Annotated in this window: 16 protein-coding genes; all 16 read left to right on the top strand. The window is 62.9% G+C overall.

Annotated elements, in window-relative coordinates; all coding sequences use genetic code 11:
- Positions 1-629: 629 nt before the first annotated feature.
- The 16 genes from B0G75_RS22920 to B0G75_RS22840 all read left to right on the top strand — a co-directional run bounded on the left by B0G75_RS22920 (position 630) and on the right by B0G75_RS22840 (position 21,551).
- Positions 630-4,724, top strand: coding sequence for an FAD/FMN-binding oxidoreductase (locus B0G75_RS22920; protein ID WP_106310788.1), 4,095 nt, complete (start codon positions 630-632; stop codon positions 4,722-4,724).
- 34 nt (positions 4,725-4,758) lie between these two features.
- Complete coding sequence (locus B0G75_RS22915; RefSeq protein WP_106310785.1) at positions 4,759-5,187, top strand: HIT family protein; 429 nt, start codon at positions 4,759-4,761, stop codon at positions 5,185-5,187.
- A gap of 85 nt (positions 5,188-5,272) precedes the next feature.
- Positions 5,273-5,686: a gamma-butyrobetaine hydroxylase-like domain-containing protein gene (locus tag B0G75_RS22910; RefSeq protein ID WP_106282019.1), complete on the top strand. Its 414-nt coding sequence runs from the start codon at positions 5,273-5,275 to the stop codon at positions 5,684-5,686.
- 67 nt (positions 5,687-5,753) lie between these two features.
- Positions 5,754-6,485 (top strand): bifunctional demethylmenaquinone methyltransferase/2-methoxy-6-polyprenyl-1,4-benzoquinol methylase UbiE, encoded by a 732-nt coding sequence (ubiE, locus tag B0G75_RS22905; RefSeq protein ID WP_106310782.1) that lies wholly within the window; start codon positions 5,754-5,756, stop codon positions 6,483-6,485.
- A 38-nt stretch (positions 6,486-6,523) separates the two neighbouring features.
- A complete protein-coding gene (locus tag B0G75_RS22900; RefSeq protein WP_106310779.1) occupies positions 6,524-7,516 on the top strand; it encodes a Tim44 domain-containing protein in 993 nt (330 codons plus the stop codon).
- A 157-nt stretch (positions 7,517-7,673) separates the two neighbouring features.
- Complete coding sequence (locus tag B0G75_RS22895; RefSeq protein ID WP_106310776.1) at positions 7,674-8,318, top strand: SCP2 domain-containing protein; 645 nt, start codon at positions 7,674-7,676, stop codon at positions 8,316-8,318.
- Between the two features lie 15 nt (positions 8,319-8,333).
- Entirely contained in the window at positions 8,334-9,911 is a 1,578-nt protein-coding gene (gene ubiB, locus B0G75_RS22890) for a ubiquinone biosynthesis regulatory protein kinase UbiB (RefSeq protein ID WP_106310773.1), read from the top strand.
- Between the two features lie 23 nt (positions 9,912-9,934).
- Positions 9,935-10,558 (top strand): thiopurine S-methyltransferase, encoded by a 624-nt coding sequence (locus B0G75_RS22885; protein ID WP_106310770.1) that lies wholly within the window; start codon positions 9,935-9,937, stop codon positions 10,556-10,558.
- A 182-nt stretch (positions 10,559-10,740) separates the two neighbouring features.
- Complete coding sequence (locus B0G75_RS22880; RefSeq protein ID WP_012431716.1) at positions 10,741-11,118, top strand: FmdB family zinc ribbon protein; 378 nt, start codon at positions 10,741-10,743, stop codon at positions 11,116-11,118.
- A gap of 75 nt (positions 11,119-11,193) precedes the next feature.
- A complete protein-coding gene (locus B0G75_RS22875) occupies positions 11,194-11,847 on the top strand; it encodes a DUF502 domain-containing protein (protein ID WP_012431717.1) in 654 nt (217 codons plus the stop codon).
- 63 nt (positions 11,848-11,910) lie between these two features.
- Positions 11,911-13,710, top strand: coding sequence for an aspartate--tRNA ligase (aspS, locus tag B0G75_RS22870; RefSeq protein ID WP_012431718.1), 1,800 nt, complete (start codon positions 11,911-11,913; stop codon positions 13,708-13,710).
- Between the two features lie 183 nt (positions 13,711-13,893).
- Positions 13,894-14,409, top strand: a complete 516-nt coding sequence (gene nudB, locus B0G75_RS22865; RefSeq protein WP_106310835.1) for a dihydroneopterin triphosphate diphosphatase — start codon at positions 13,894-13,896, stop codon at positions 14,407-14,409.
- A complete protein-coding gene (gene clsB / locus B0G75_RS22860) occupies positions 14,406-15,665 on the top strand; it encodes a cardiolipin synthase ClsB (protein ID WP_106310767.1) in 1,260 nt (419 codons plus the stop codon). Before nudB ends, clsB begins: the two co-directional genes overlap by 4 nt.
- An 835-nt stretch (positions 15,666-16,500) precedes the next feature.
- On the top strand, positions 16,501-17,100 hold the full coding sequence (locus tag B0G75_RS22850; protein WP_012431721.1) for a TetR/AcrR family transcriptional regulator: 600 nt from the start codon (positions 16,501-16,503) through the stop codon (positions 17,098-17,100).
- Between the two features lie 98 nt (positions 17,101-17,198).
- The gene (locus B0G75_RS22845) at positions 17,199-18,986 is read left to right on the top strand and encodes an acyl-CoA dehydrogenase C-terminal domain-containing protein (protein ID WP_012431722.1); all 1,788 of its coding nucleotides are present in this window, start codon (positions 17,199-17,201) and stop codon (positions 18,984-18,986) included.
- A gap of 129 nt (positions 18,987-19,115) precedes the next feature.
- Entirely contained in the window at positions 19,116-21,551 is a 2,436-nt protein-coding gene (locus B0G75_RS22840) for a 3-hydroxyacyl-CoA dehydrogenase/enoyl-CoA hydratase family protein (protein WP_106310754.1), read from the top strand.
- Positions 21,552-21,566: the final 15 nt, after the last annotated feature.

Here is a 21,566-nt window from a genome sequence, read left to right as displayed (position 1 = left end):
CGCTTCAGATAGACCGGATTGCGCAGACGTGCCGACAGATTCGGCGCGCGTTCGAGTTCGGTCTCGCGGGCCACGTCGTAGACGCGCGCGGTCAGGGTTTTTTTCAGGTAGTCGTGGGAAGCCATGCGGGTGGCGCGGAGCGCTCGGTGAGACGGGAAAGGGTCAATGATAGCGCCAACGGTGTAGGCTCAGGCTCTCGGCATGTGCACTGAAGCAGGGCTGTACCGCGCCGCCCGACCGTTCGGTTGGTCATTCCGGCATAAAGACGCCACCTTACGATTCGTCGCGAAAGTGCCCAAATCCCCGCCGCTGTTCCGACTTCAGCCGTCAACGCGTGGCGGGATCATGCGGTAGAATTCCATTTTGGAATAAGGATCGGAAGATGCACTGGCAGCCTCGGATCGCCCACTTGATGCCCGCCCCGCGTGAGTGTTGTCCCGCGGCAGAGCGTCACGTCCGCCACGCACGATCGTGTAGCTATATCTGAGCGCCACGAAGCGACCGGTGTGGGTCTGGCCGCCGGTCGAACTTCGCTCCCCTAGAAGATTTCCAGCATTGCGCGCCACGCGCGCCGTCAGCCGACGCCTCATCGATGAGCGCGCCCGGTTGACCTACCGAGTCGTCCAAACATGAACGCACCTCAAGTTTTCGATCCGCACGGGGCCGCCGCTACGGTGGCTGCCGATCCAGAAGCGCGTTTGCGCGAAATTCCCTACAACTACACGTCGTTTTCCGATCGCGAAATCGTCATCCGCCTGCTCGGCGACGAAGCTTGGGCCGTGCTGGCGGAATTGCGCGCGGAACGCCGCACCGGCCGCTCGGCGCGGATGCTGTACGAAGTGCTCGGCGATATCTGGGTGGTGCGCCGCAATCCGTATCTGCAGGACGACCTGCTCGACAACCCGAAGCGCCGCGCAATGCTGATCGAAGCGCTGCATCACCGTTTGAGCGAAATCGAGAAGCGCCGTCGCGCCGATCTGACCGAGCACGGCGATGAAGCGGGCGTCGACCGCGCCGCGCGTGTCGAAACGCTGGTGCAGGCCGCGCGCCGCGCCGTCGACCAATTCGCCAGCGAATTCCAGAAAACCTACGATCTGCGCAAGCGTGCGACCAAGGTGCTGGGCAAGGTCACGGAAAAGGACAACATCAAGTTCGACGGTTTGTCGCGCGTCTCGCACGTGACCGACGCAACCGACTGGCGCGTCGAATACCCGTTCGTCGTGCTGACGCCGGATACCGAAGCCGAAATCGCCGGCATGATCAAAGCGTGTTTCGAGCTCGGTCTGACCGTGATTCCGCGCGGAGGCGGCACGGGCTACACGGGCGGCGCGGTGCCGCTCACGCCGTTCTCGGCCGTGATCAACACTGAAAAGCTCGAACAGCTCGGCGCGGTCGAAATGACCGAACTGCCGGGCGTCGACCGTAAAGTTGCGACGATCTTCTCCGGCGCGGGCGTGGTCACACGTCGCGTGACCGAAGCGGCCGAGCAGGCCGGCTTTGTGTTCGCCGTCGATCCGACCTCGCTGGATGCGTCCTGTGTGGGCGGCAACGTCGCGATGAACGCGGGCGGCAAGAAGGCGGTGCTGTGGGGCACGGCGCTGGACAACCTCGCCTGGTGGCGCATGGTCGACCCGGAAGGGAACTGGCTCGAAGTCACGCGCCTCGACCACAACATGGGCAAGATTCACGACATCGAAGTCGCGCGTTTCCGGCTCGACTGGTTCGACGGCAACTACGCGCCGGGCGAAAAGCTGCTGCGTACGGAAGCGCTCGACATCAAGGGCCGCGTGTTCCGTAAGGAAGGTCTCGGCAAGGACGTCACGGATAAATTCCTCGCCGGTCTGCCGGGCGTGCAGAAAGAAGGTTGCGACGGGCTGATCACGTCCGCGCGCTGGGTGCTGCACAAGATGCCGGCCCATACTCGCACCGTCTGCCTCGAATTCTTCGGCCAGGCGCGCGACGCGATTCCGAGCATCGTCGAAATCAAGGATTACCTGTTCGAAACGTCGAAGCAGGGCGGCGCGATTCTCGCCGGCCTCGAGCATCTGGACGAGCGCTATCTGCGCGCGGTCGGCTATGCGACCAAGAGCAAGCGCAACGCGTTTCCGAAGATGGTGCTGATCGGCGACATCGTCGGCAATGATGCGGATGCGGTGGCGCAGGCTACGTCGGAAGTCGTGCGCATGGCCAACGGCAAGAGCGGCGAAGGCTTCGTCGCGGTCAACGCCGAGGCGCGCAAACGCTTCTGGCTCGACCGCAGCCGCACGGCGGCGATCGCCAAGCACACCAACGCCTTCAAGATCAACGAAGACGTGGTGATTCCGCTCGACCGCATGGGCGAGTACACGGACGGGATCGAGCGTATCAACATCGAGCTGTCGATCAAGAACAAGCTGCAACTGGTGGACGCGCTCGAAGCGTTCTTCCAGGCCGGCAAGCTGCCGCTCGGCAAGAGCGACGACGCCAACGAGATTCCGAGCGCCGAACTGCTCGAAGATCGCGTGCAGCAAGCGCTCGACCTGCTCAAGCGCGTGCGCGCGCGCTGGGAATTCCTGCGCGACAAGCTCGACCTTTCGTTGCGTGAAGCGCAGCACTATCTGGTCGGCCTCGGTTACGAAGCGCTGGCGGAGAAGTTCGCCGACCGCGCCGACGCGCAGCCCGACGCGACCGTATTCCATATCACGCAGGACCGCACGATCCGCGTGTCGTGGAAGCAGGAAATCCGCGCCGAACTGCGGCAGATTTTCAACGGCGGCGAGTTCAAGCCGATCCTCGACGAAGCCCAGGCGATCCACAAGCAGGTGCTGCGTGGCCGCGTGTTCGTCGCGCTGCACATGCACGCGGGCGACGGCAACGTTCACACGAACCTGCCGGTCAACTCCGACAACTACGAGATGCTGCAGGACGCCCACACGGCGGTCGCGCGCATCATGAAGCTGGCGCGTTCGCTCGACGGCGTGATTTCCGGCGAGCACGGCATCGGCATTACCAAGCTCGAATTCCTGACGGAAGACGAAATCGGCGAATTCCGCGCGTACAAGCAGCGCGTCGATCCGCATGGCCGGTTCAACGCGGGCAAGCTGCTCGAAGGCGCCGACCTGCGCAACGCCTACACGCCGTCTTTCGGCCTGATGGGCTATGAATCGCTGATCATGCAGCAGTCCGACATCGGCGCGATTTCCGAGTCGATCAAGGACTGCTTGCGCTGCGGCAAGTGCAAGCCGGTGTGCGCGACTCACGTGCCGCGCGCGAACCTGCTGTACAGCCCGCGCAACAAGATTCTCGCCACCTCGCTGCTGGTGGAGGCGTTCCTGTACGAGGAGCAGACTCGCCGCGGCGTGTCGATCAAGCACTGGGACGAGTTCAACGACGTCGCGGATCACTGCACCGTCTGTCACAAATGCGTGACGCCGTGCCCGGTGAAGATCGACTTCGGCGATGTCACCATGAACATGCGCAACCTGCTGCGCAAGATGGGCAAGAAGAAGTTCAATCCGGGCAACGCGGCCGGCATGTTCTTCCTGAACGCCACTAACCCGCAGACCATCAATCTCGCGCGCACCGCGATGATGGGCGTCGGCTACAAGGCGCAGCGCCTCGGCAACGAAGTGCTGAAGAAGTTCGCGAAGAAGCAGACGGCGCACCCGCCGGCAACCGTCGGCAAGCCGCCGGTCACGCAGCAGGTGATCCACTTCATGAACAAGAAGATGCCGGGCAATCTGCCGAAGAAAACCGCGCGCGCATTGCTCGATATCGAGGACAACAAGATCGTCCCGATCATCCGCAATCCGAAGACGACCACCGCCGACACGGAAGCGGTGTTCTACTTCCCGGGCTGCGGCTCCGAGCGGCTGTTCTCGCAGGTCGGTCTTGCCACGCAAGCCATGCTGTGGGAAGCGGGCGTGCAAACCGTGCTCCCGCCCGGCTATCTGTGCTGCGGCTATCCGCAACGCGGTTCGGGCCAGTACGACAAGGCCGAGCAGATCGTCACGGACAACCGCGTGCTGTTCCACCGCGTCGCCAATACGCTGAACTACCTCGACATCAAGACCGTGGTGGTGTCGTGCGGCACGTGCTACGACCAGCTCGCCGGCTACGAATTCGAGAAGATCTTCCCGGGCTGCCGGATCATCGACATCCACGAGTTTCTGCTGGAGAAAGGCATGAAGCTCGACGGCGTGAACGGCGTGCGCTACATGTACCACGACCCGTGCCACACGCCGATCAAGACGATGGATCCGGTCAAGCTCGTCAATCAGTTGATGGGTTCGGAGAAAGACGGCTACAAGATCGAGAAGAACGATCGCTGCTGTGGCGAATCCGGCACACTCGCGGTCACCCGTCCTGACATTTCGACACAGGTCCGCTTCCGCAAGGAAGAGGAGATCCGCAAGGGCGCGGCGAAGCTGCGCGGCATTCCTTTGGTGGCCGAAGCGGGCGCGAACGGCATCAACCCGGCCAACGCATCGGCCGGCTCGGCGGGTGCGCCCGAAGGGTCGGTGCTCAAGGCCGGCGACGGCCCGCAGCCGAAGGGCGCCACCGACGTGAAGATCCTCACGAGCTGCCCGTCCTGCCTGCAAGGTCTGTCGCGTTACAACGAAGACGCGGGCATCGAGGCGGACTACATCGTCGTCGAGATGGCACGTCACGTGCTCGGTGAAAACTGGATGGTCGACTACGTGCAGCGTGCGAACAATGGCGGAATCGAGCGCGTGCTGGTTTAATGGCACGACTGACGATTTTTGCCTGAGGACGACGATGGATTGCGTTTTTTGCCGTGAAGATGGCGGCGATGTGCTGTGGCACGACGACACCTTGCGTGTCGTCCTCGCCGATGAACACGATTACCCGGGCTTTTGCCGGGTCATCTGGAACGAGCACGTGGCCGAGTTTTCCGACCTCGACGGACATGACCGCGATCGCGTGATGAAGGCCGTGTACGCGGTCGAGCGCGCGATCCGGCGCATCCTTGTCCCGGCAAAGGTCAACCTGGCGAGCCTCGGCAACCAGGTTCCGCACGTGCACTGGCATGTGATTCCGCGTTTTTCAAACGACGCTCATTTCCCGCTGCCCATCTGGGCGCCGCGCCAGCGCACGGTGTCCGAAGCCATGCTGTCGTCGCGTCGCGCGCAAGCTACGTTGCTGCGCGAAGCGGTGCGGCAGGAAATCGAACAGGCGCTGGCTTGAGCTTGAGTTCTCGCGAACCTGTCGCATCCGCGCCAGGCCCGCGAAGGGCAAGAAGAATTGAGGCAGCGTTCTCTATGAGGTCAACATGAGTGGACTGACTCCCGATACTCCGGTGCCGACCGGCGTGGTCGTGCATTCCAAATCGCGTGTGCTCGAATTGCAGTACGCAAACGGCGAATCTTATCGACTGCCGTTCGAACTGCTGCGCGTGTATTCGCCATCGGCGGAAGTGATGGGCCACGGGCCCGGCCAGGAAACGTTGCAGACCGGTAAACGCGAAGTAACGATCACGATGATCGAAGGCGTCGGCAACTACGCGCTGCAGCCGACTTTCTCGGACGGGCACGCCACCGGCATCTATTCGTGGGACCTGCTGTACGACATGGCCGTGCGCCAGGATGAACTCTGGCGCGACTATCTCGCCAAACTTCAGGCGGCCGGCGTCGACCGCGATACGCCGATGGTTCAAGCCGGCGCTGCGCACGGGCACTGTCACTGATACGATTCGCCCCGAACGCCGCGCTGATGCGGCGCAACATTTCAGAATACGCGAAAGGACGAGCGCGATGAGTAAAACCCACTTCGGCTTTCAATCGGTCGACGAACAGGACAAGGCGCAGAAGGTGGCGGGCGTGTTCCACTCGGTTGCCGCCAACTACGACTTGATGAACGACCTGATGTCGGGCGGGTTGCACCGCGCGTGGAAGATGTTCACGATCGCCCAGGCCAACGTGCGGCCGGGCTACAAGGTGCTCGACATCGCGGGCGGCACGGGCGATCTGTCGAAGGCGTTCGCAAAGCAGGCGGGCGACACCGGTGAAGTCTGGCACACCGACATCAATGAATCGATGCTGCGCGTGGGGCGCGACCGTCTGCTGGACAAGGGTGTGATTACGCCGGCGCTGCTTTGCGACGCCGAGAAAATCCCCTTTCCGGACAATTACTTCGACGTGGTCACCGTGGCATTCGGCTTGCGCAACATGACGCACAAAGATGTGGCGCTGGCGGAAATGCGGCGCGTGCTGAAACCGGCGGGGCGTCTGCTGGTGCTGGAATTTTCGAAGGTGTGGGATCCGCTCAAGAAGGTCTACGACGTCTATTCTTTTAAGGTGTTGCCGTGGTTGGGCGAACACTTTGCGAAAGATGCCGAGAGCTACCAATACCTCGCGGAATCGATCCGGATGCATCCGGACCAGGAAACTTTGAAAACAATGATGGAACAAGCGGGCCTGGACGGCGTCAAATATTACAATTTGTCAGCTGGCGTGGTAGCTTTACACGTGGGGACCAAATACTAGGGTCCCTAACCCATCGATTTTTAAAGGAAAGTACGAAAATGTCCGATTCAGGTGTGTTATCTCTCCGTAAGGTTGGGCGGTCGCTGGTGAGAAGAATCGGACTGATCGCGATGGTCGGTCTGATCATGGCCGGCTCCCTCGCTTCGCTCGATGCGGAAGCTCGCCGCATGGGCGGTGGCCGTAGCATTGGCCGTCAGTCGAATAGCGTGACGCAGCAGTCCGCGCCGTCGCAACCTTCCCAAAGCAATCAGGCCATGCAGCAGCGCGCGCAGCCGGCTCCGGCGCCCGCGCCGACGCCCGCCGCGCAGCCTAACCGGTCACGCTGGCTCGGGCCGATCGCCGGTCTGGCGGCCGGTCTCGGCATCGCCGCGTTGCTGTCGCACTTTGGCCTGGGCGGCGCGTTTGCCGGCGCCATGGCCAACATCATCGTGATTGCGATCATCGCCATGATCGGCATCTGGCTGATTCGCCGCTTCATGGGCCGCAAGCGCGACTCGGCGCAACCGGCGTACGCGGGCGGTTCGCCGTCGCTCAACTCGGGCGGCACGGGCTACTCGCAGGAACCGCGTTATAGCGCGCCGCCCACCGGCTCGTATCTCGAACCGCAAGGCAACCCGCTCAACACGCCGACCATCAACGCCGCGCCCGTGGTGCCGGCCGGCTTCGACTCGGAAGCCTTCCTGCGCAACGCCAAGGTCTACTTCGTGCGTCTGCAAGCCGCATGGGACGTCGGCAACACCGAAGACATCCGCGAATTCACCACGCCGGAGATGTTCGCCGAGGTGAAGGTCGATCTGTCCTCGCGCGGCGCCGAGACGAATCAGACGGACGTGGTGCAACTGAACGCCGAATTGCTGGGCGTTGAAGAGCGCGCGAACGAATATTTCGCCAGCGTCCGCTTCTCGGGCCTGATTCGCGAGGCGCCGGGTGCGGCGGCGGAGCCGTTCGTCGAAGTCTGGAACCTGTCCAAGGCGAACCGCCCCGGCGAAGGCTGGCTGCTGGCCGGCATCCAGCAGGTGGCGCAGCACTGAAGCGGGCGGTGCGATAGGGGCTGCGCGACGCAACGCCGCCTTCCGAATTCGCACCGTACGTTGGCCGTTCGGCATAGCAGGCCGCGAAGCGAACGGACGTTACAATAGGAACCCGCGCGGGCACCTCGCTCGCGCGGGTTTTTTCTTGCCACTTTCAATGACCCTCGCCGCCAAGCCCTTCGCTGCTGCTGTCAATCATCTGCTCGCCCGCGAATCGTGGGCTCGTGAGCGCCTCGCCCCCTACGCGGGCAAGACTGCGAGACTGTCCTGTCCGCCGGTCGTGTTGATGCTGCTGGTGCAACCGGACGGCTATCTGAGCGCGGTCGCCGCCACCGAGGCGCAGCAGTTCGACGTAACCATTTCGGTGCCGTCCGACGCGCTGCCCGCCTTCGTGCAAGGCGGCCAGGCGGCGGTGATGAAGCATGTGAAGATTGAAGGCGACGCCGAATTCGCGACCGTGATCGCCAAGCTCGCCGAACATCTGCGCTGGGAGCCGGAAGAAGACCTGGCCAAATTCATCGGCGACGGCCCGGCCTACAGGGTGGCGTCGGTCGTACGCACGGTTGGCGAACACGTGCAGCGGACCGGCCGCAATCTGCTCGACACCGCCGCCGAATATCTGCTCGACGAGAATCCGCAACTGGTGCGCCGCGCCGCGCTTGACGATTTCAACGTCGAACTGGCCCGCGCGCGCGACGCGCTGGCGCGCGTGGAAAAGCGTATCGAGCGTCTTGAACAGAAGGTCGAAGCCCGCGGCGCCCATGCGCCGGGCGGCGCCGCCACGTCGCGCGGCACGCGCTAGTCACCGGGCTCAACTATGCGTTTTCTGCGTTTCCTCAAGATTTTCTTTACGGTCATCCGCTTCGGTCTCGATGAGATGATGCTCAGCCGCGTCAACGACCGGCGCGTTCGTCTGCTGCTGCGTATCACCACGATCGGACGCAAGTTCGACGCGCCGCCGGGCGTGCGTCTGCGGCTCGCGCTGGAAAGCCTCGGACCGATCTTCGTCAAGTTCGGGCAGGTTTTGTCGACGCGGCGCGATCTGTTGCCAGTCGATATCGCCGACGAACTCGCCAAGCTCCAGGATCAGGTGCCGCCGTTCGAATCGGCGGTGGCGATCAGGCTGGTGGAAAATGCGCTCGGCGCACCGGTCGACGTGCTGTTCGACGACTTCGAGCGGGTGCCGGTGGCGAGCGCCTCGATCGCGCAGGTGCACTTCGCCACGGTGAAGGCCGGGCAGCACGCCGGCAAGGCCGTCGCCGTGAAGGTGCTGCGTCCGAACATGCTGCCCGTGATCGATTCCGACCTCGCGTTGCTGCGCGACATCGCCGTGTGGGCCGAGCGCCTGTGGGCCGACGGCAAGCGTCTGAAGCCGCGCGAAGTGGTCGCCGAATTCGACAAATACCTGCACGACGAACTCGACCTGATGCGTGAGGCGGCCAACGGCAGCCAGTTGCGGCGCAACTTCGCCGGGCTCGATCTGCTGCTGGTGCCGGAGATGTATTGGGAGTTCTGCACGCCCACGGTGCTCGTCATGGAGCGCATGGTCGGCGTGCCGATCAGCCAGGTGGAGACGCTGCGCGCCGCCGGTGTGGATATTCCGAAGCTGGCGCGCGAAGGCGTCGAAATCTTCTTCACCCAGGTATTCCGCGACGGCTTTTTCCACGCCGACATGCACCCGGGCAACATTCAGGTGAGTCTCGATCCGGCGCACTTCGGCCGCTATATCGCGCTCGACTTCGGCATTATCGGCGCGCTGTCGGACTTCGATAAGAACTACCTCGCGCAGAACTTCCTCGCTTTCTTCAAGCGCGATTACCATCGCGTCGCCACGCTGCATCTGGAGTCGGGCTGGGTGCCGCCGACCACCCGCGTCGAAGAACTCGAGAGCGCGATCCGTGCGGTGTGCGAGCCGTACTTCGATCGCGCGCTGAAGGATATTTCGCTCGGCCAGGTTCTGATGCGCCTGTTCTCGACCTCGCGCCGCTTCAATGTCGAGATCCAGCCGCAACTGGTGCTGCTGCAAAAGACCATGCTGAATGTCGAAGGGCTCGGTCGCTCGCTCGATCCCGAACTGGATCTGTGGAAGACGGCCAAGCCTTACCTCGAACGCTGGATGAACGAGCAGATCGGCCTGCGCGGCTGGTACGAGCGTCTGAAGATCGAGGCGCCGCAGTGGAGCAAGACGCTGCCGCAGTTGCCGCGCCTGATTCATCACGTGCTGGCCGAGCGTCACGACAACAAACGCGGCGCGAACGACGACATGATTCGCCAGATTCTGCTTGAGCAAAAGCGCACCAACCGGCTGTTGCAAGGCTTGCTGCTGTTCGGTGTGGCGGTCGGCGTCGGCGCGGTGCTGGCGCGGGCGTTTCTGGCGCTTGCTTACGGCGGTTGATTGCGATCCTTGCGAGGTAACTGATGAGCGACCCGACCCAACCTTCCACGCCTGAGTTTGAGAGCCGCGATCCCAATTCGCCCGAGTTCTGGGACGAGCGTTTTGAGCGCGGCTTCATGCCGTGGGATCAGGCGGGCGTGCCGTCCGCGTTTGAGTCGTTCGCCGCGCGCCACGCCGGCGCCGCCGTGCTGATTCCAGGTTGCGGCAGCGCGTACGAAGCGGTCTGGCTGGCCGGGCACGGCTACCCGGTCCGGGCGATCGACTTTTCGCCGGCTGCGGTTGCGGCGGCGCATGAGCAACTGGGCGCACAGCATGCGCATCTGGTGGAGCAGGCAGACTTCTTCACATACGAACCGCCTTTTACACCCGCCTGGATTTACGAGCGCGCGTTCCTTTGCGCGCTGCCGCTCGCGCGCCGTGCTGACTATGCGCGACGAATGGCCGACCTGCTGCCCGGCGGTGCGTTGCTCGCAGGCTTCTTTTTTATCGGCGCTACGCCGAAAGGGCCGCCGTTCGGCATCGAGCGCGCGGAACTCGACGCGCTGCTCAAGCCGTACTTCGAATTGATCGAAGACGAAGCCGTGCACGACTCGATTGCGGTCTTCGCCGGACGTGAGCGCTGGCTAACCTGGCGTCGCCGCGTTTGACCGCGCGACTGCAGCGCTTGACGGCGACGCCCGCCGCACTTGATTCGCCTACCGCCGCCCCCACTTAACGCAGCGGCGGCTGTGTCGGGCGCTTGTCCCCAAAATCCGGGGGCGGGATATCGTTTGCGGCTATAATTCAAGGCTTTGCAAGCGTTTACTAGATTTCAGTAGGGAAAAAGATCATGCCGATCTACGCTTATCGTTGCGAATCATGCGGCTTCGGGAAGGACGTGCTTCAGAAGATCAGCGACCCGCAGTTGACGCAGTGTCCCGAGTGCGGGAAAGACACATTTCGCAAGCAGGTCACGGCCGCGGGCTTCCAGTTGAAGGGCTCCGGCTGGTACGTGACCGACTTTCGCGGCGGCAACGGCGGCGCGAGCGCGCCGGCCAAGCCTGACGCCAACGGCGCCTCGAATGGCGCCTCCGGCGAGAGCGCGAGCGCCAATAACGGCGCCACGCAATCCGACGCGGCGCCGGCCAGCAGCACGGCTGCGACGCCGTCCGCGCCTGCTGCCGCACCAGCCGCTTCGGCGAGTTCGAGCGGTTCCGGCAGCACCTAGTAGGACTGCCGCCCTCCCGGGCGGCGCACACGCCGCGCCTTGGGCTTCGGTCCGCGCGGCTTTCTGGCGGTACACATGACGACGAAAAAAACGACGCTCAAATCGGTGTTCCTGACTGGCCTGCTGGTGCTGGTGCCTCTGGCCATCACACTGTGGGTGCTCGGTCTGATCATCGGCACGATGGACCAGACGCTGCTTCTGCTGCCGCGCGCGTGGCAGCCGGAGCGCCTGTTCGGCTTTCGCCTGCCCGGCCTCGGCGCAGTGCTCACGCTCGCCTTCATCTTTGTCGTTGGACTGTTGACGCAGAACTTCATTGGGCAGAAGCTCGTGAAGTGGTGGGAAGTCGTGGTCGCTCACATTCCGGTGGTCGGCCCGATCTACACCAGCGTCAAGCAGGTGTCCGATACCCTGCTGTCAAGCAGCGGCAACGCGTTTCGCAAGGCGCTCCTGATCGAGTACCCGCGCCGCGGCTCCTATACGATTGCGTTTCTGACCGGCATTCCGGGCGGCGACGTCATCAACCACCTGAAAGAAGATCACGTCAGCGTGTATGTGCCGACTACGCCGAATCCAACCTCCGGCTTCTTCCTGATGGTGCCCAAGAGCGAAGTGATCGAGCTCGACATGACGGTCGACGCCGCGCTCAAGTACATCGTCTCGATGGGCGTCGTGGCGCCGTCCGCGCCGCCGGCGCCGGTGCGCCGCACGACAGTCGAGCCTCCGCTGTAACGCGGCACGTAGCGTTTCCATGCCACGCGCCGTTCAACCAATGCAAAACGAAAGACAAACATCATGTCGATGAGATCTCAATACTGCGGTCTGGTGACCGAAGAACTGCTGGGCCAATCCGTCTCGCTGTGCGGCTGGGTGAGTCGCCGCCGCGACCATGGCGGCGTCATCTTCATCGACCTGCGCGATCGCGAAGGGCTCGTCCAGGTCGTCTGCGACCCGGACCGCGCGGAGATGTTCAAGGCGGCCGAAGGCGTGCGCAATGAGTTCTGCCTGCAGATCAAGGGTGTGGTTCGCGGCCGTCCGGAAGGCACCACGAACGCCGCGCTCAAGAGCGGCAAGATCGAAGTGCTGTGCCACGAACTGATCGTGCTGAACCCGTCGATCACGCCGCCGTTCCAGCTCGACGACGACAACCTGTCGGAAACCACCCGTCTCACGCATCGCGTGCTGGACCTGCGCCGTCCGCAGATGCAACACAACCTGCGTCTGCGTTACCGCGTCGCGATCGAGGCACGCAAGTATCTTGACTCGCTGGGCTTCATCGACATCGAAACGCCGATGCTCACCAAGAGTACGCCGGAAGGCGCGCGCGACTACCTCGTGCCGTCGCGTACGAATCCGGGCCAGTTCTTCGCGCTGCCGCAATCGCCGCAACTGTTCAAGCAGCTGCTGATGGTGGCGAACTTCGATCGCTACTACCAGATCGTCAAGTGCTTCCGCGACGAAGACCTGCGCGCCGACCGCCAGCCGGAATTCACGCAGATCGACTGCGAGACTTCGTTCCTGTCGGAACAAGAAATTCGTGACCTGTTCGAAGACATGATCCGTCACGTCTTCAAGGAAACGATCGGCGTCACGCTGGACGAAAAATTCCCGGTCATGCTGTATTCGGAAGCCATGCGCCGCTTCGGTTCGGACAAGCCGGACCTGCGCGTGAAGCTCGAATTCACCGACCTCACGGATGCGGTCCGCGACGTCGACTTCAAGGTGTTCAGCACGCCGGCCAACACGAAAGACGGCCGTGTCGCGGCCATTCGCGTGCCCAAGGGCGGCGAGCTCTCGCGTGGCGACATCGACAGCTACACGGAATTCGTGCGCATCTACGGCGCGAAGGGCCTCGCGTGGATCAAGGTCAACGAAGTCGCTAAGGGCCGTGACGGTCTGCAAAGCCCGATCGTCAAGAACCTGCACGACGAAGCGGTCAAGGCGATCATCGAGCGCACTGGCGCGCAAGACGGCGACATCATTTTCTTCGCGGCGGATCGCGCGAAGGTGGTGAACGACAGCCTCGGCGCACTGCGTCTGAAGATCGGTCATTCGGAATTCGGCAAGGCCAATGGTCTCGTCGAAACCGGTTGGAAGCCGTTGTGGGTGGTCGACTTCCCGATGTTCGAATACGACGAGGAAGACAACCGCTACGTCGCTGCGCATCACCCGTTCACGAGCCCGAAAGACGAGCACCTCGAGTATCTGGAAACGGATCCGGCGCGCTGCCTCGCGAAGGCCTACGACATGGTGCTGAACGGCTGGGAAATCGGCGGCGGTTCGGTGCGGATTCACCGTGAGGAAGTGCAGAGCAAGGTGTTCCGCGCGCTGAAGATCAACGCGGAAGAAGCGCAAGCCAAGTTCGGCTTCCTGCTCGACGCGCTGCAATACGGCGCGCCGCCGCACGGCGGTATCGCGTTCGGTCTGGACCGCATCGTCACGATGATGGCCGGCGCCGACTCGATCCGCGACGTGATCGCGTTCCCGAAGACGCAACGCGCGCAGTGTCTGCTCACGCAGGCGCCGAGCGAAGTGGACGAGCGCCAGTTGCGCGAGTTGCACATCCGTCTGCGTCAGCCGGAACCGAAGGTGTAATGGCTTGAGTCCAGTCAGTGCTGTCTGAAAAACGACAGCAGGAGCAACCGAAAAAGGCGTGATCACTTCGTGTGATGCGCCTTTTTCGTTTTTTGCGTTACAGTCGATGCAAACGGCTTTCGACCGCTCATTGGACTCATCTCCGACATGTACCGCGCAAGCGTTGCGCCCAGTTTTCACGCCATGCCGAAACCGCCGAAGATTCCGCAATCCGTACTCGTCATCATCCATACGCCCGCGCTCGACGTGCTGCTGATCGAGCGCGCCGATCACGCCGGTTTCTGGCAATCGGTCACGGGCTCCAAAGACCGGCTCGATGAGCCGCTCGTCGAGACGGCGACGCGCGAAGTCGCCGAAGAGACCGGCATCGTGGTGGGCGGCGCGCAAGTGCCGCACAGCGCGTTGTTCGACTGGCAGTATTCGATCGAATACGAGATCTACCCGGAGTTCCGCTATCGCTACGCCGAAGGCGTGATCCATAACACCGAGCATTGGTTCAGCTTGCAGGTGCCCGAGCAAGTCGAGGTCACGCTGGCGCCGCGCGAACACACTGCGTTTCTGTGGCTGCCGTATGACGAGGCGGCGTCGCGCTGCTTTTCATCGTCGAATGCCGATGCAATCTTGCAGTTGCCTAAAAGGCTCCATGGGCGGCTCAGTGGGCATGCTGTCGTCGGGCATCCCACGGAGCGTGGCCGGTGAGCGTCGGCGGCGCGCGCCGCTTCGCCCGACTGCGGCAATCGCTGCTCGGCCGCCGCTATTGGCAGCGTTACCGCTTCACCAGCGGCAACGACGTCAAGCTGCTGCGTTCCGGCGACGAGTTCTTCAGCGCCCTGATCGCGCGTGTCGATGCCGCGCAGAGCGACGTGGTGCTCGAAACTTATATCTTTTGCCATGACAACGCCGGGAAGGCGGTGAGCGCGGCGCTGTTGCGCGCCGCTGCGCGCGGCGTGAGGGTGCGCGTGATTACCGACGGCATCGGCACCGCGCGTTTGCCGCTGTTCAACGAGTGGCCCGCGGCCGGCATCGACCATCGCATCTACAACCCGCATCTGTTCGGCCGCTTCGGCTTTTCGCGCACGCACCGCAAACTGGCGGTGATCGACGATCAGTTCGCGTACTGCGGCGGGATCAACATCGTCGATGATTACGAGAACAATGGCGAGAAGCTGCCGTACCGGCGCTGGGACTTCGCGGTCGAATTGCACGGACCGGTGGTGGCCGATATCCGCCAGGCGTTCGAGGTGCAATGGCGGCGGATTCGACTCGGGCATCGGCCGATCGAGTCGATGCAGCCGGATCTCGGGCCGAAGACCACGGCCTCGCTCGGCAGTCTGCGCCGTCGCCGCCGGCGCCGTAACGAGGAATTGTGGGCGGGCGGCCAGCCGTGCGTGGCGTTCGTCGCACGCGACAACCTGATCAACCGGCGCGCTATCGAGAAAGCGTATCTTGCCGCGATCGGCCAGGCGCGCAACGAAGTGCTGCTCGCCAATCCGTACTTCATGCCGGGGCGCAAGCTGCGGCGCGCGCTGGTGTTCGCGGCGCGGCGCGGCGTCGTAGTGAAGTTGATTATCGGGCGCAAGGAATTCAAGGCGCTCGATTACGCGGTGCCGTTTCTGTATCGCGCGTTGCTCAGGGCCGGCGTGCAGATCGCCGAGTACGAGAAAACGCTGCTGCACGGCAAGGTCGCTGTGGTGGATTCGAAGTGGGCGACAGTCGGCTCGTCGAACCTCGACGCGCTGAGCCTGATGCTCAACAACGAAGCCAACGTGGTGCTGGTGAACGACCCGTCGATCGACGCGCTGCGCGAGGCGATTCTGGTCGCCTTCAAGGACTCGCGCCGCATCGACGAAGCCCGTTACGACGCCCGGCCGGCCGGCGAGCGTGTGCTCAACTGGCTCGCCTACACGACCTATCGGGCCGTGATGAAGCTGCTGACGGTGGGCGGGTACGACTGACTCGCGGCAATGTGTTTTGAACAATGCCGGTGAGCCAGGAAGCGGCGCAGGCGAAATGTTCGGGCCGCTGTGCTTTGGACGCCGCCACCCGAGCGCGGCTAATCGTTTGGACAGACGAAATCACCGACTTCGCGGATATCGCGGCATTGATCGACAACCCCGGTCTGGTGATTTCCGTCGCTACTTCGACACCGCATCTTGCGGCGGCAATGAGCAACCGGGCCTGACGCTCGACCGTTGCGCGGGATGCTGGCGCTAAGTGTGTGGCCGGGACGACAGCCCGTGATATCCCGGATTGCGTCTTTGCCTCCCGTCGCGATGTGCCGAGCATAGCGACGCGCCGGCGCACCTTGCCGCGGCGCATACGCAGACTTTCCCGGCGCACGTGAACGCGTCCGGCCAAGGGCTTCTTTCTTCCTGCCTGTTCCGATCGAGCAAGCCTGCGCGGGCCGCTACCACGGGCGGTAGCGCCGCAGCAGGTCTGCGTCTCGAGGAACGTTCGGCACAAGTTCCGACCTGCAATGCGCGCCCTTGCGAACCTTGTCGGAATACCCGCGATACGCCAAACGCTTCTGCATTCGGACCGACTTGCTGCATCATGTCGGCCGGCTACGTGGATCAGAGAAACCGTGTACTTGGACGAGCGGCCCTCTCCCAAGGCAAACTTCAGGCAAACGCCTCTAAAAAATCTCCTTCCTCCGATTGACGGATGCCGCAGAATTGAAACCTGGTTAGAAACCGGTTTCTAATAAAGTCCTTGTTTCGCGGACGGCAGCACTCAATAATAGTACGGCCGTTCGATTTTCTTTCGGTCACATTAGAACGGTAAAAAGCTATGCGAAAAGGCGAACAGACGCGAGCCGCAATTCTCGAAGCAGCACTTGACCTGGCAAGCCGCGACGGACTGGAAGGTCTGACGATCGGGCTGCTGGCCGAGCGCATGCAGATGAGCAAAAGCGGGGTGTTCGCGCATTTCGGGTCGCGCGAGGATTTGCAGGTCGAAGTCGTGCGCGAATATCACCGTCGTTTCGAAGACGAGGTGTTTTTCCCGAGTTTGCGCGAGCCTCGTGGATTGCCGCGCTTGCGCGCGATGATTTCCCGCTGGATCGAGAAACGCATTCAGGAAGTCACCACCGGCTGCATCTACATCAGCGGCGCCGTCGAATACGACGATCGCGCGGATAACCCGGTGCGTGAGCAACTGGTGTCGAGCGTAACGGTCTGGCGTGCCGCGCTCACGCGTGCGATTTCGCAGGCTATGGAAGAAGGGCATCTGCGTGCCGATACCGATCCGCAACTGATGCTGTTCGAACTGTACAGCTTCACGCTCGGTCTGCATCACGACGCGCGCTTCCTGCACTTGCCGGATGCGGTGCGTCTCACGTGGGCCGCGCTGGAAAAATTGATTGTTTCGTATCAAAGCGAAAGCCGTTAGCGGCGTCGCCGCCAATCAGGCGGATTCAGCGGCGCAGAAAGTTCCGATCCACGGACTCAGCTAACGGCCTGGCTTCTTGTCAAACTTGGGAGAGAGTCATGGGACAGTACGCCGCGCCGCTGCGCGACATGCAATTCGTGTTGCACGAACTGCTTAACGTCGAAGCCGAAATCAAGCAGATGCCGAAGCACGCGGATCTGGATGCCGACACGATCAATGCGGTGCTCGAAGAAGCCGGCAAGTTCTGCTCCGAGGTATTGTTCCCGCTCAACCACAGCGGCGATCAGGAAGGCTGCACGTATGTCGGCGACGGCGTCGTGACCACGCCGAAGGGCTTCAAGGAAGCCTACGCACAGTACGTCGAAGCCGGCTGGCCGGCTTTGGGCTGCGATCCGGAATACGGCGGCCAGGGCCTGCCCGCGTTCGTCAACAACGCGCTGTATGAAATGCTGAACTCGGCGAATCAGGCGTGGACCATGTACCCCGGCCTCTCGCACGGCGCGTACGAATGTCTGCACGCGCACGGCACGCCGGAGTTGCAACAGCGCTATCTGCCGAAGCTGGTCGCCGGCGTCTGGACCGGCACGATGTGTCTGACCGAGCCGCATTGCGGCACCGACCTCGGCATTCTGCGCACCAAGGCTGAACCGAACAGCGACGGCTCGTACGCGATCAGCGGCACGAAGATTTTCATCTCCAGCGGCGAACACGATCTGGCTGAGAACATCGTTCACCTGGTGCTCGCGCGTCTGCCTGGCGCACCGAACGGCACCAAGGGCATTTCGCTCTTCATCGTGCCGAAGTTCGTACCGAACGAAGCGGGCGAACCCGGCGAGCGCAACGGCGTGAAGTGCGGCTCCATCGAACACAAGATGGGCATTCACGGCAACGCGACCTGCGTGATCAATCTCGACAACGCCAAGGGTTGGCTCGTCGGCGAGCCGAACAAAGGCTTGAACGCGATGTTCGTGATGATGAACGCCGCGCGTCTTGGCGTCGGCATGCAGAGCCTGGGCCTGACCGAAATCGGTTACCAGAACTCGCTGACGTACGCGAAAGAGCGTCTGCAGATGCGTTCGCTGACCGGCCCGAAAGCGCCTGAAAAGGCGGCTGATCCGATCATCGTGCATCCGGACGTGCGCCGCATGCTGCTCACGCAGAAGGCCTACGCCGAAGCCGCGCGCGCCTTCTCGTACTGGTCCGCGCTGCATATCGACAAGGAACTGTCGCATGCTGACGAATCGGTGCGCAAGGAAGCCGCCGACCTCGTCGCGCTGCTCACGCCGATCCTGAAGGCGTTCCTGTCGGACAACGCGTTCGAGAGCACCAACCACGCCATGCAGATCTACGGCGGCCACGGTTTCATCGCCGAGTGGGGCATGGAGCAGTACGTGCGCGATGCGCGCATCAACATGATCTACGAAGGCACCAACGCGATTCAGGCGCTCGATCTGCTCGGCCGCAAGATTCTCGGCGACATGGGCGCGAAGATGAAGAAGTTCGGCAAGCTGGTGTCCGATTTCGTCGAAGCGGAAGGCGTGAAGCCGGAAATGCAGGAGTTCATCAACCCGCTCGCCGACATCGGCGAAAAGGTGCAGAAGCTGACGATGGAAATCGGCATGAAGGCCATGCAGAACCCGGACGAAGTGGGCGCCGCCGCCGTGCCGTATCTGCGCACCGTCGGCCACCTGGTGTTCTCGTACTTCTGGGCCCGCATGGCACGCGTCGCGCTGGATAAGGAAGCGTCGGGCGATCCGTTCTACAAGGCCAAGCTCGCCACGGCGCGCTTCTACTTCGCCAAGCTGCTGCCGGAAACGGCCATGACGATCCGTCAGGCACGCGCGGGTTCGAAGTCGCTGATGGACGTCGAAGAAGCGCTGTTCTAAGCCCAGAGCTCAGGCAAACATCAACGCAGGCGTCGCGCGTGTCGAAACCCGCGGCGCCTGCCGTCAGCCACACATCGCGAAGCGTCCCATGAGGCTTCGCGACATCGCATAACTCCCCGGAGGAACGACGTGAGCAATCTGATCATTCGCAAGGTAGCCGTGCTCGGCGCCGGCGTGATGGGCGCGCAGATCGCCGCGCACCTGATCAACGCCAAGGTGCCCGTGCTGCTGTTCGACTTGCCCGCCAAGGAAGGCCCGAAGAACGCGATCGCGCTGAAGGCGATCGAGAACCTGAAGAAGCTGTCGCCGGCGCCGTTCGGCGTGAAGGACGACGCGCAATACATCCAGCCCGCGAATTACGACGACGACATCGAGAAGCTCGCCGAATGCGATCTCGTGATCGAAGCTATTGCCGAACGCATGGACTGGAAGCACGACCTGTACAAGAAGGTCGCGCCACATCTCGCACCGAACGCGATTTTCGCGACCAACACGTCGGGTCTTTCGATCACGGCGCTGTCGGAGGGTTTCTCGGACGAACTGAAGTCGCGCTTCTGCGGCGTGCACTTCTTCAACCCGCCGCGCTACATGCATCTGGTCGAGTTGATCCCGACCGCGACCACGCGTCCGGAAATCCTCGATCAACTCGAGTCATTCCTGACCAGCGTAGTCGGCAAGGGTGTCGTGCGCGCGAAAGACACGCCGAACTTCATCGCCAATCGCGTGGGGATTTTCTCGATTCTCGCTGTCGTGACCGAAGCGGCGAAATTTGGCCTGCGTTTCGACGAAGTGGACGACCTGACCGGTGCGCGTCTGGGCCGTGCGAAGTCGGCCACGTTCCGTACCGCCGATGTGGTCGGCCTGGACACGATGGCGCACGTCATCAAGACGATGCAGGACACGCTGAAGGACGATCCCTTCTTCCCGGTCTACGAAACGCCGGCCGTGCTGGCTGAACTCGTGAAGAAGGGCGCGCTGGGTCAGAAGACCGGCGGCGGCTTCTACAAGAAGGAAGGCAAGGCGATCAAGGTGCTCGACCCGAAGACGGGCGAGTACGTCGACGGCGGCGCGAAGGCCGACGAACTGGTCGGCCGCATTTTGAAGCGGCCGCCGGCGGAGCGTCTGAAGCTGCTGCGCGAATCGCAGCATCCGCAGGCGCAGTTCCTGTGGGCGATTTTCCGCGACGTGTATCACTACATCGGCGTGCATCTGGAATCGATCGCCGACAACGCGCGCGACGTCGATCTGGCGATCCGCTGGGGTTTCGGCTGGAACGAAGGTCCGTTCGAAGGCTGGCAGACGGCCGGCTGGAAGCAGGTCGCCGAATGGGTGCAGGAAGATATCGCGGCGGGCAAGGCGCTCTCGAACGTGCCGCTGCCGTCATGGGTGCTCGAAGGGCCGGTGGCCGAGCAGGGCGGCGTGCATACGAACGAAGGTTCGTGGTCGCCGGCTTCGAAGACGTTCGTGCCGCGCTCGTCGCTGTCCGTCTATGACAAGCAGGTGTTCCGTGCGCCGCTGGTCGGCGAAACCAAGGCTGATCCGAAGACCTACGGCAAGACCCTGTTCGAAACCGACGCCGTGCGCGCATGGGTCGACGATCGCGCGGGCGAAAACGACGTGCTGATCGTGTCGTTCAAGAGCAAGATGAACACGATCGGACCGTCGGTGATCGACGGCCTGACGCAGGCGATCGAACTGGCCGAAAAGGACTACAAGGGTCTGGTGGTGTGGCAGCCGACGTCGCTGAAACTCGGCACGCCGGGCGGTCCGTTCTCCGCGGGCGCCAACCTCGAAGAAGCGATGCCGGCGTTCATGATGGGCGGTGCGAAGGGCATCGAGCCGTTCGTGAAGAAATTCCAGCAAGGCATGCTGCGCGTGAAATACGCCAGCGTGCCGGTCATCTCGGCCGTGTCGGGCATCGCGCTCGGCGGTGGCTGCGAGCTGGCGCTGCACAGCGCGAAGCGCGTCGCGCATATCGAAAGCTATTTCGGTCTGGTGGAAGTCGGCGTGGGTCTCGTGCCGGCGGGCGGCGGCCTGAAGGAAGCGGCATTGCGAGCGGCGGAAGCGGCGACGCAAGCTGGCGCGACCAACGACCTGCTGAAGTTCGTGCAGAAGTCGTTCGAAAACGCGGCGATGGCGAAGGTCTCGGCCTCCGCGCTCGATGCTCGCGCGATGGGCTACCTGAAGCCGTCGGACACGATCGTCTTCAACGTGTTCGAACTGCTCGACGTTGCGAAGAAGGAAGCGCGCGCGCTGTCGTCGGCGGGTTATCGTCCGCCGCTGCGGGTCACGCAGGTGCCGGTGGCCGGGCGTTCGGCGATCGCGACCATCAAGGCATCGCTCGTCAACATGCGCGATGGGCGTTTCATCAGCGAGCACGATTTCCTGATCGCGAGCCGTATCGCGGAAGCGGTGTGCGGCGGCGATGTGGAAGCGGGCAGTCTGGTCGATGAGGAATGGCTGCTGCAACTCGAGCGTCGCGCGTTCGTCGATCTGCTCGGCACGCAAAAGACGCAGGAACGGATCATGGGCATGCTGCAAACCGGCAAGCCGGTACGCAACTAGGCGACGAGCGGACCG

It is taken from the genome of Paraburkholderia sp. BL18I3N2, from assembly GCF_003001875.1.
In the GTDB taxonomy this organism is placed as follows: Bacteria; Pseudomonadota; Gammaproteobacteria; order Burkholderiales; family Burkholderiaceae; genus Paraburkholderia; species Paraburkholderia phytofirmans.
Note: the sequence above shows the minus strand (reverse complement) of the source record. Positions and strands in the feature narration are given on the sequence as shown.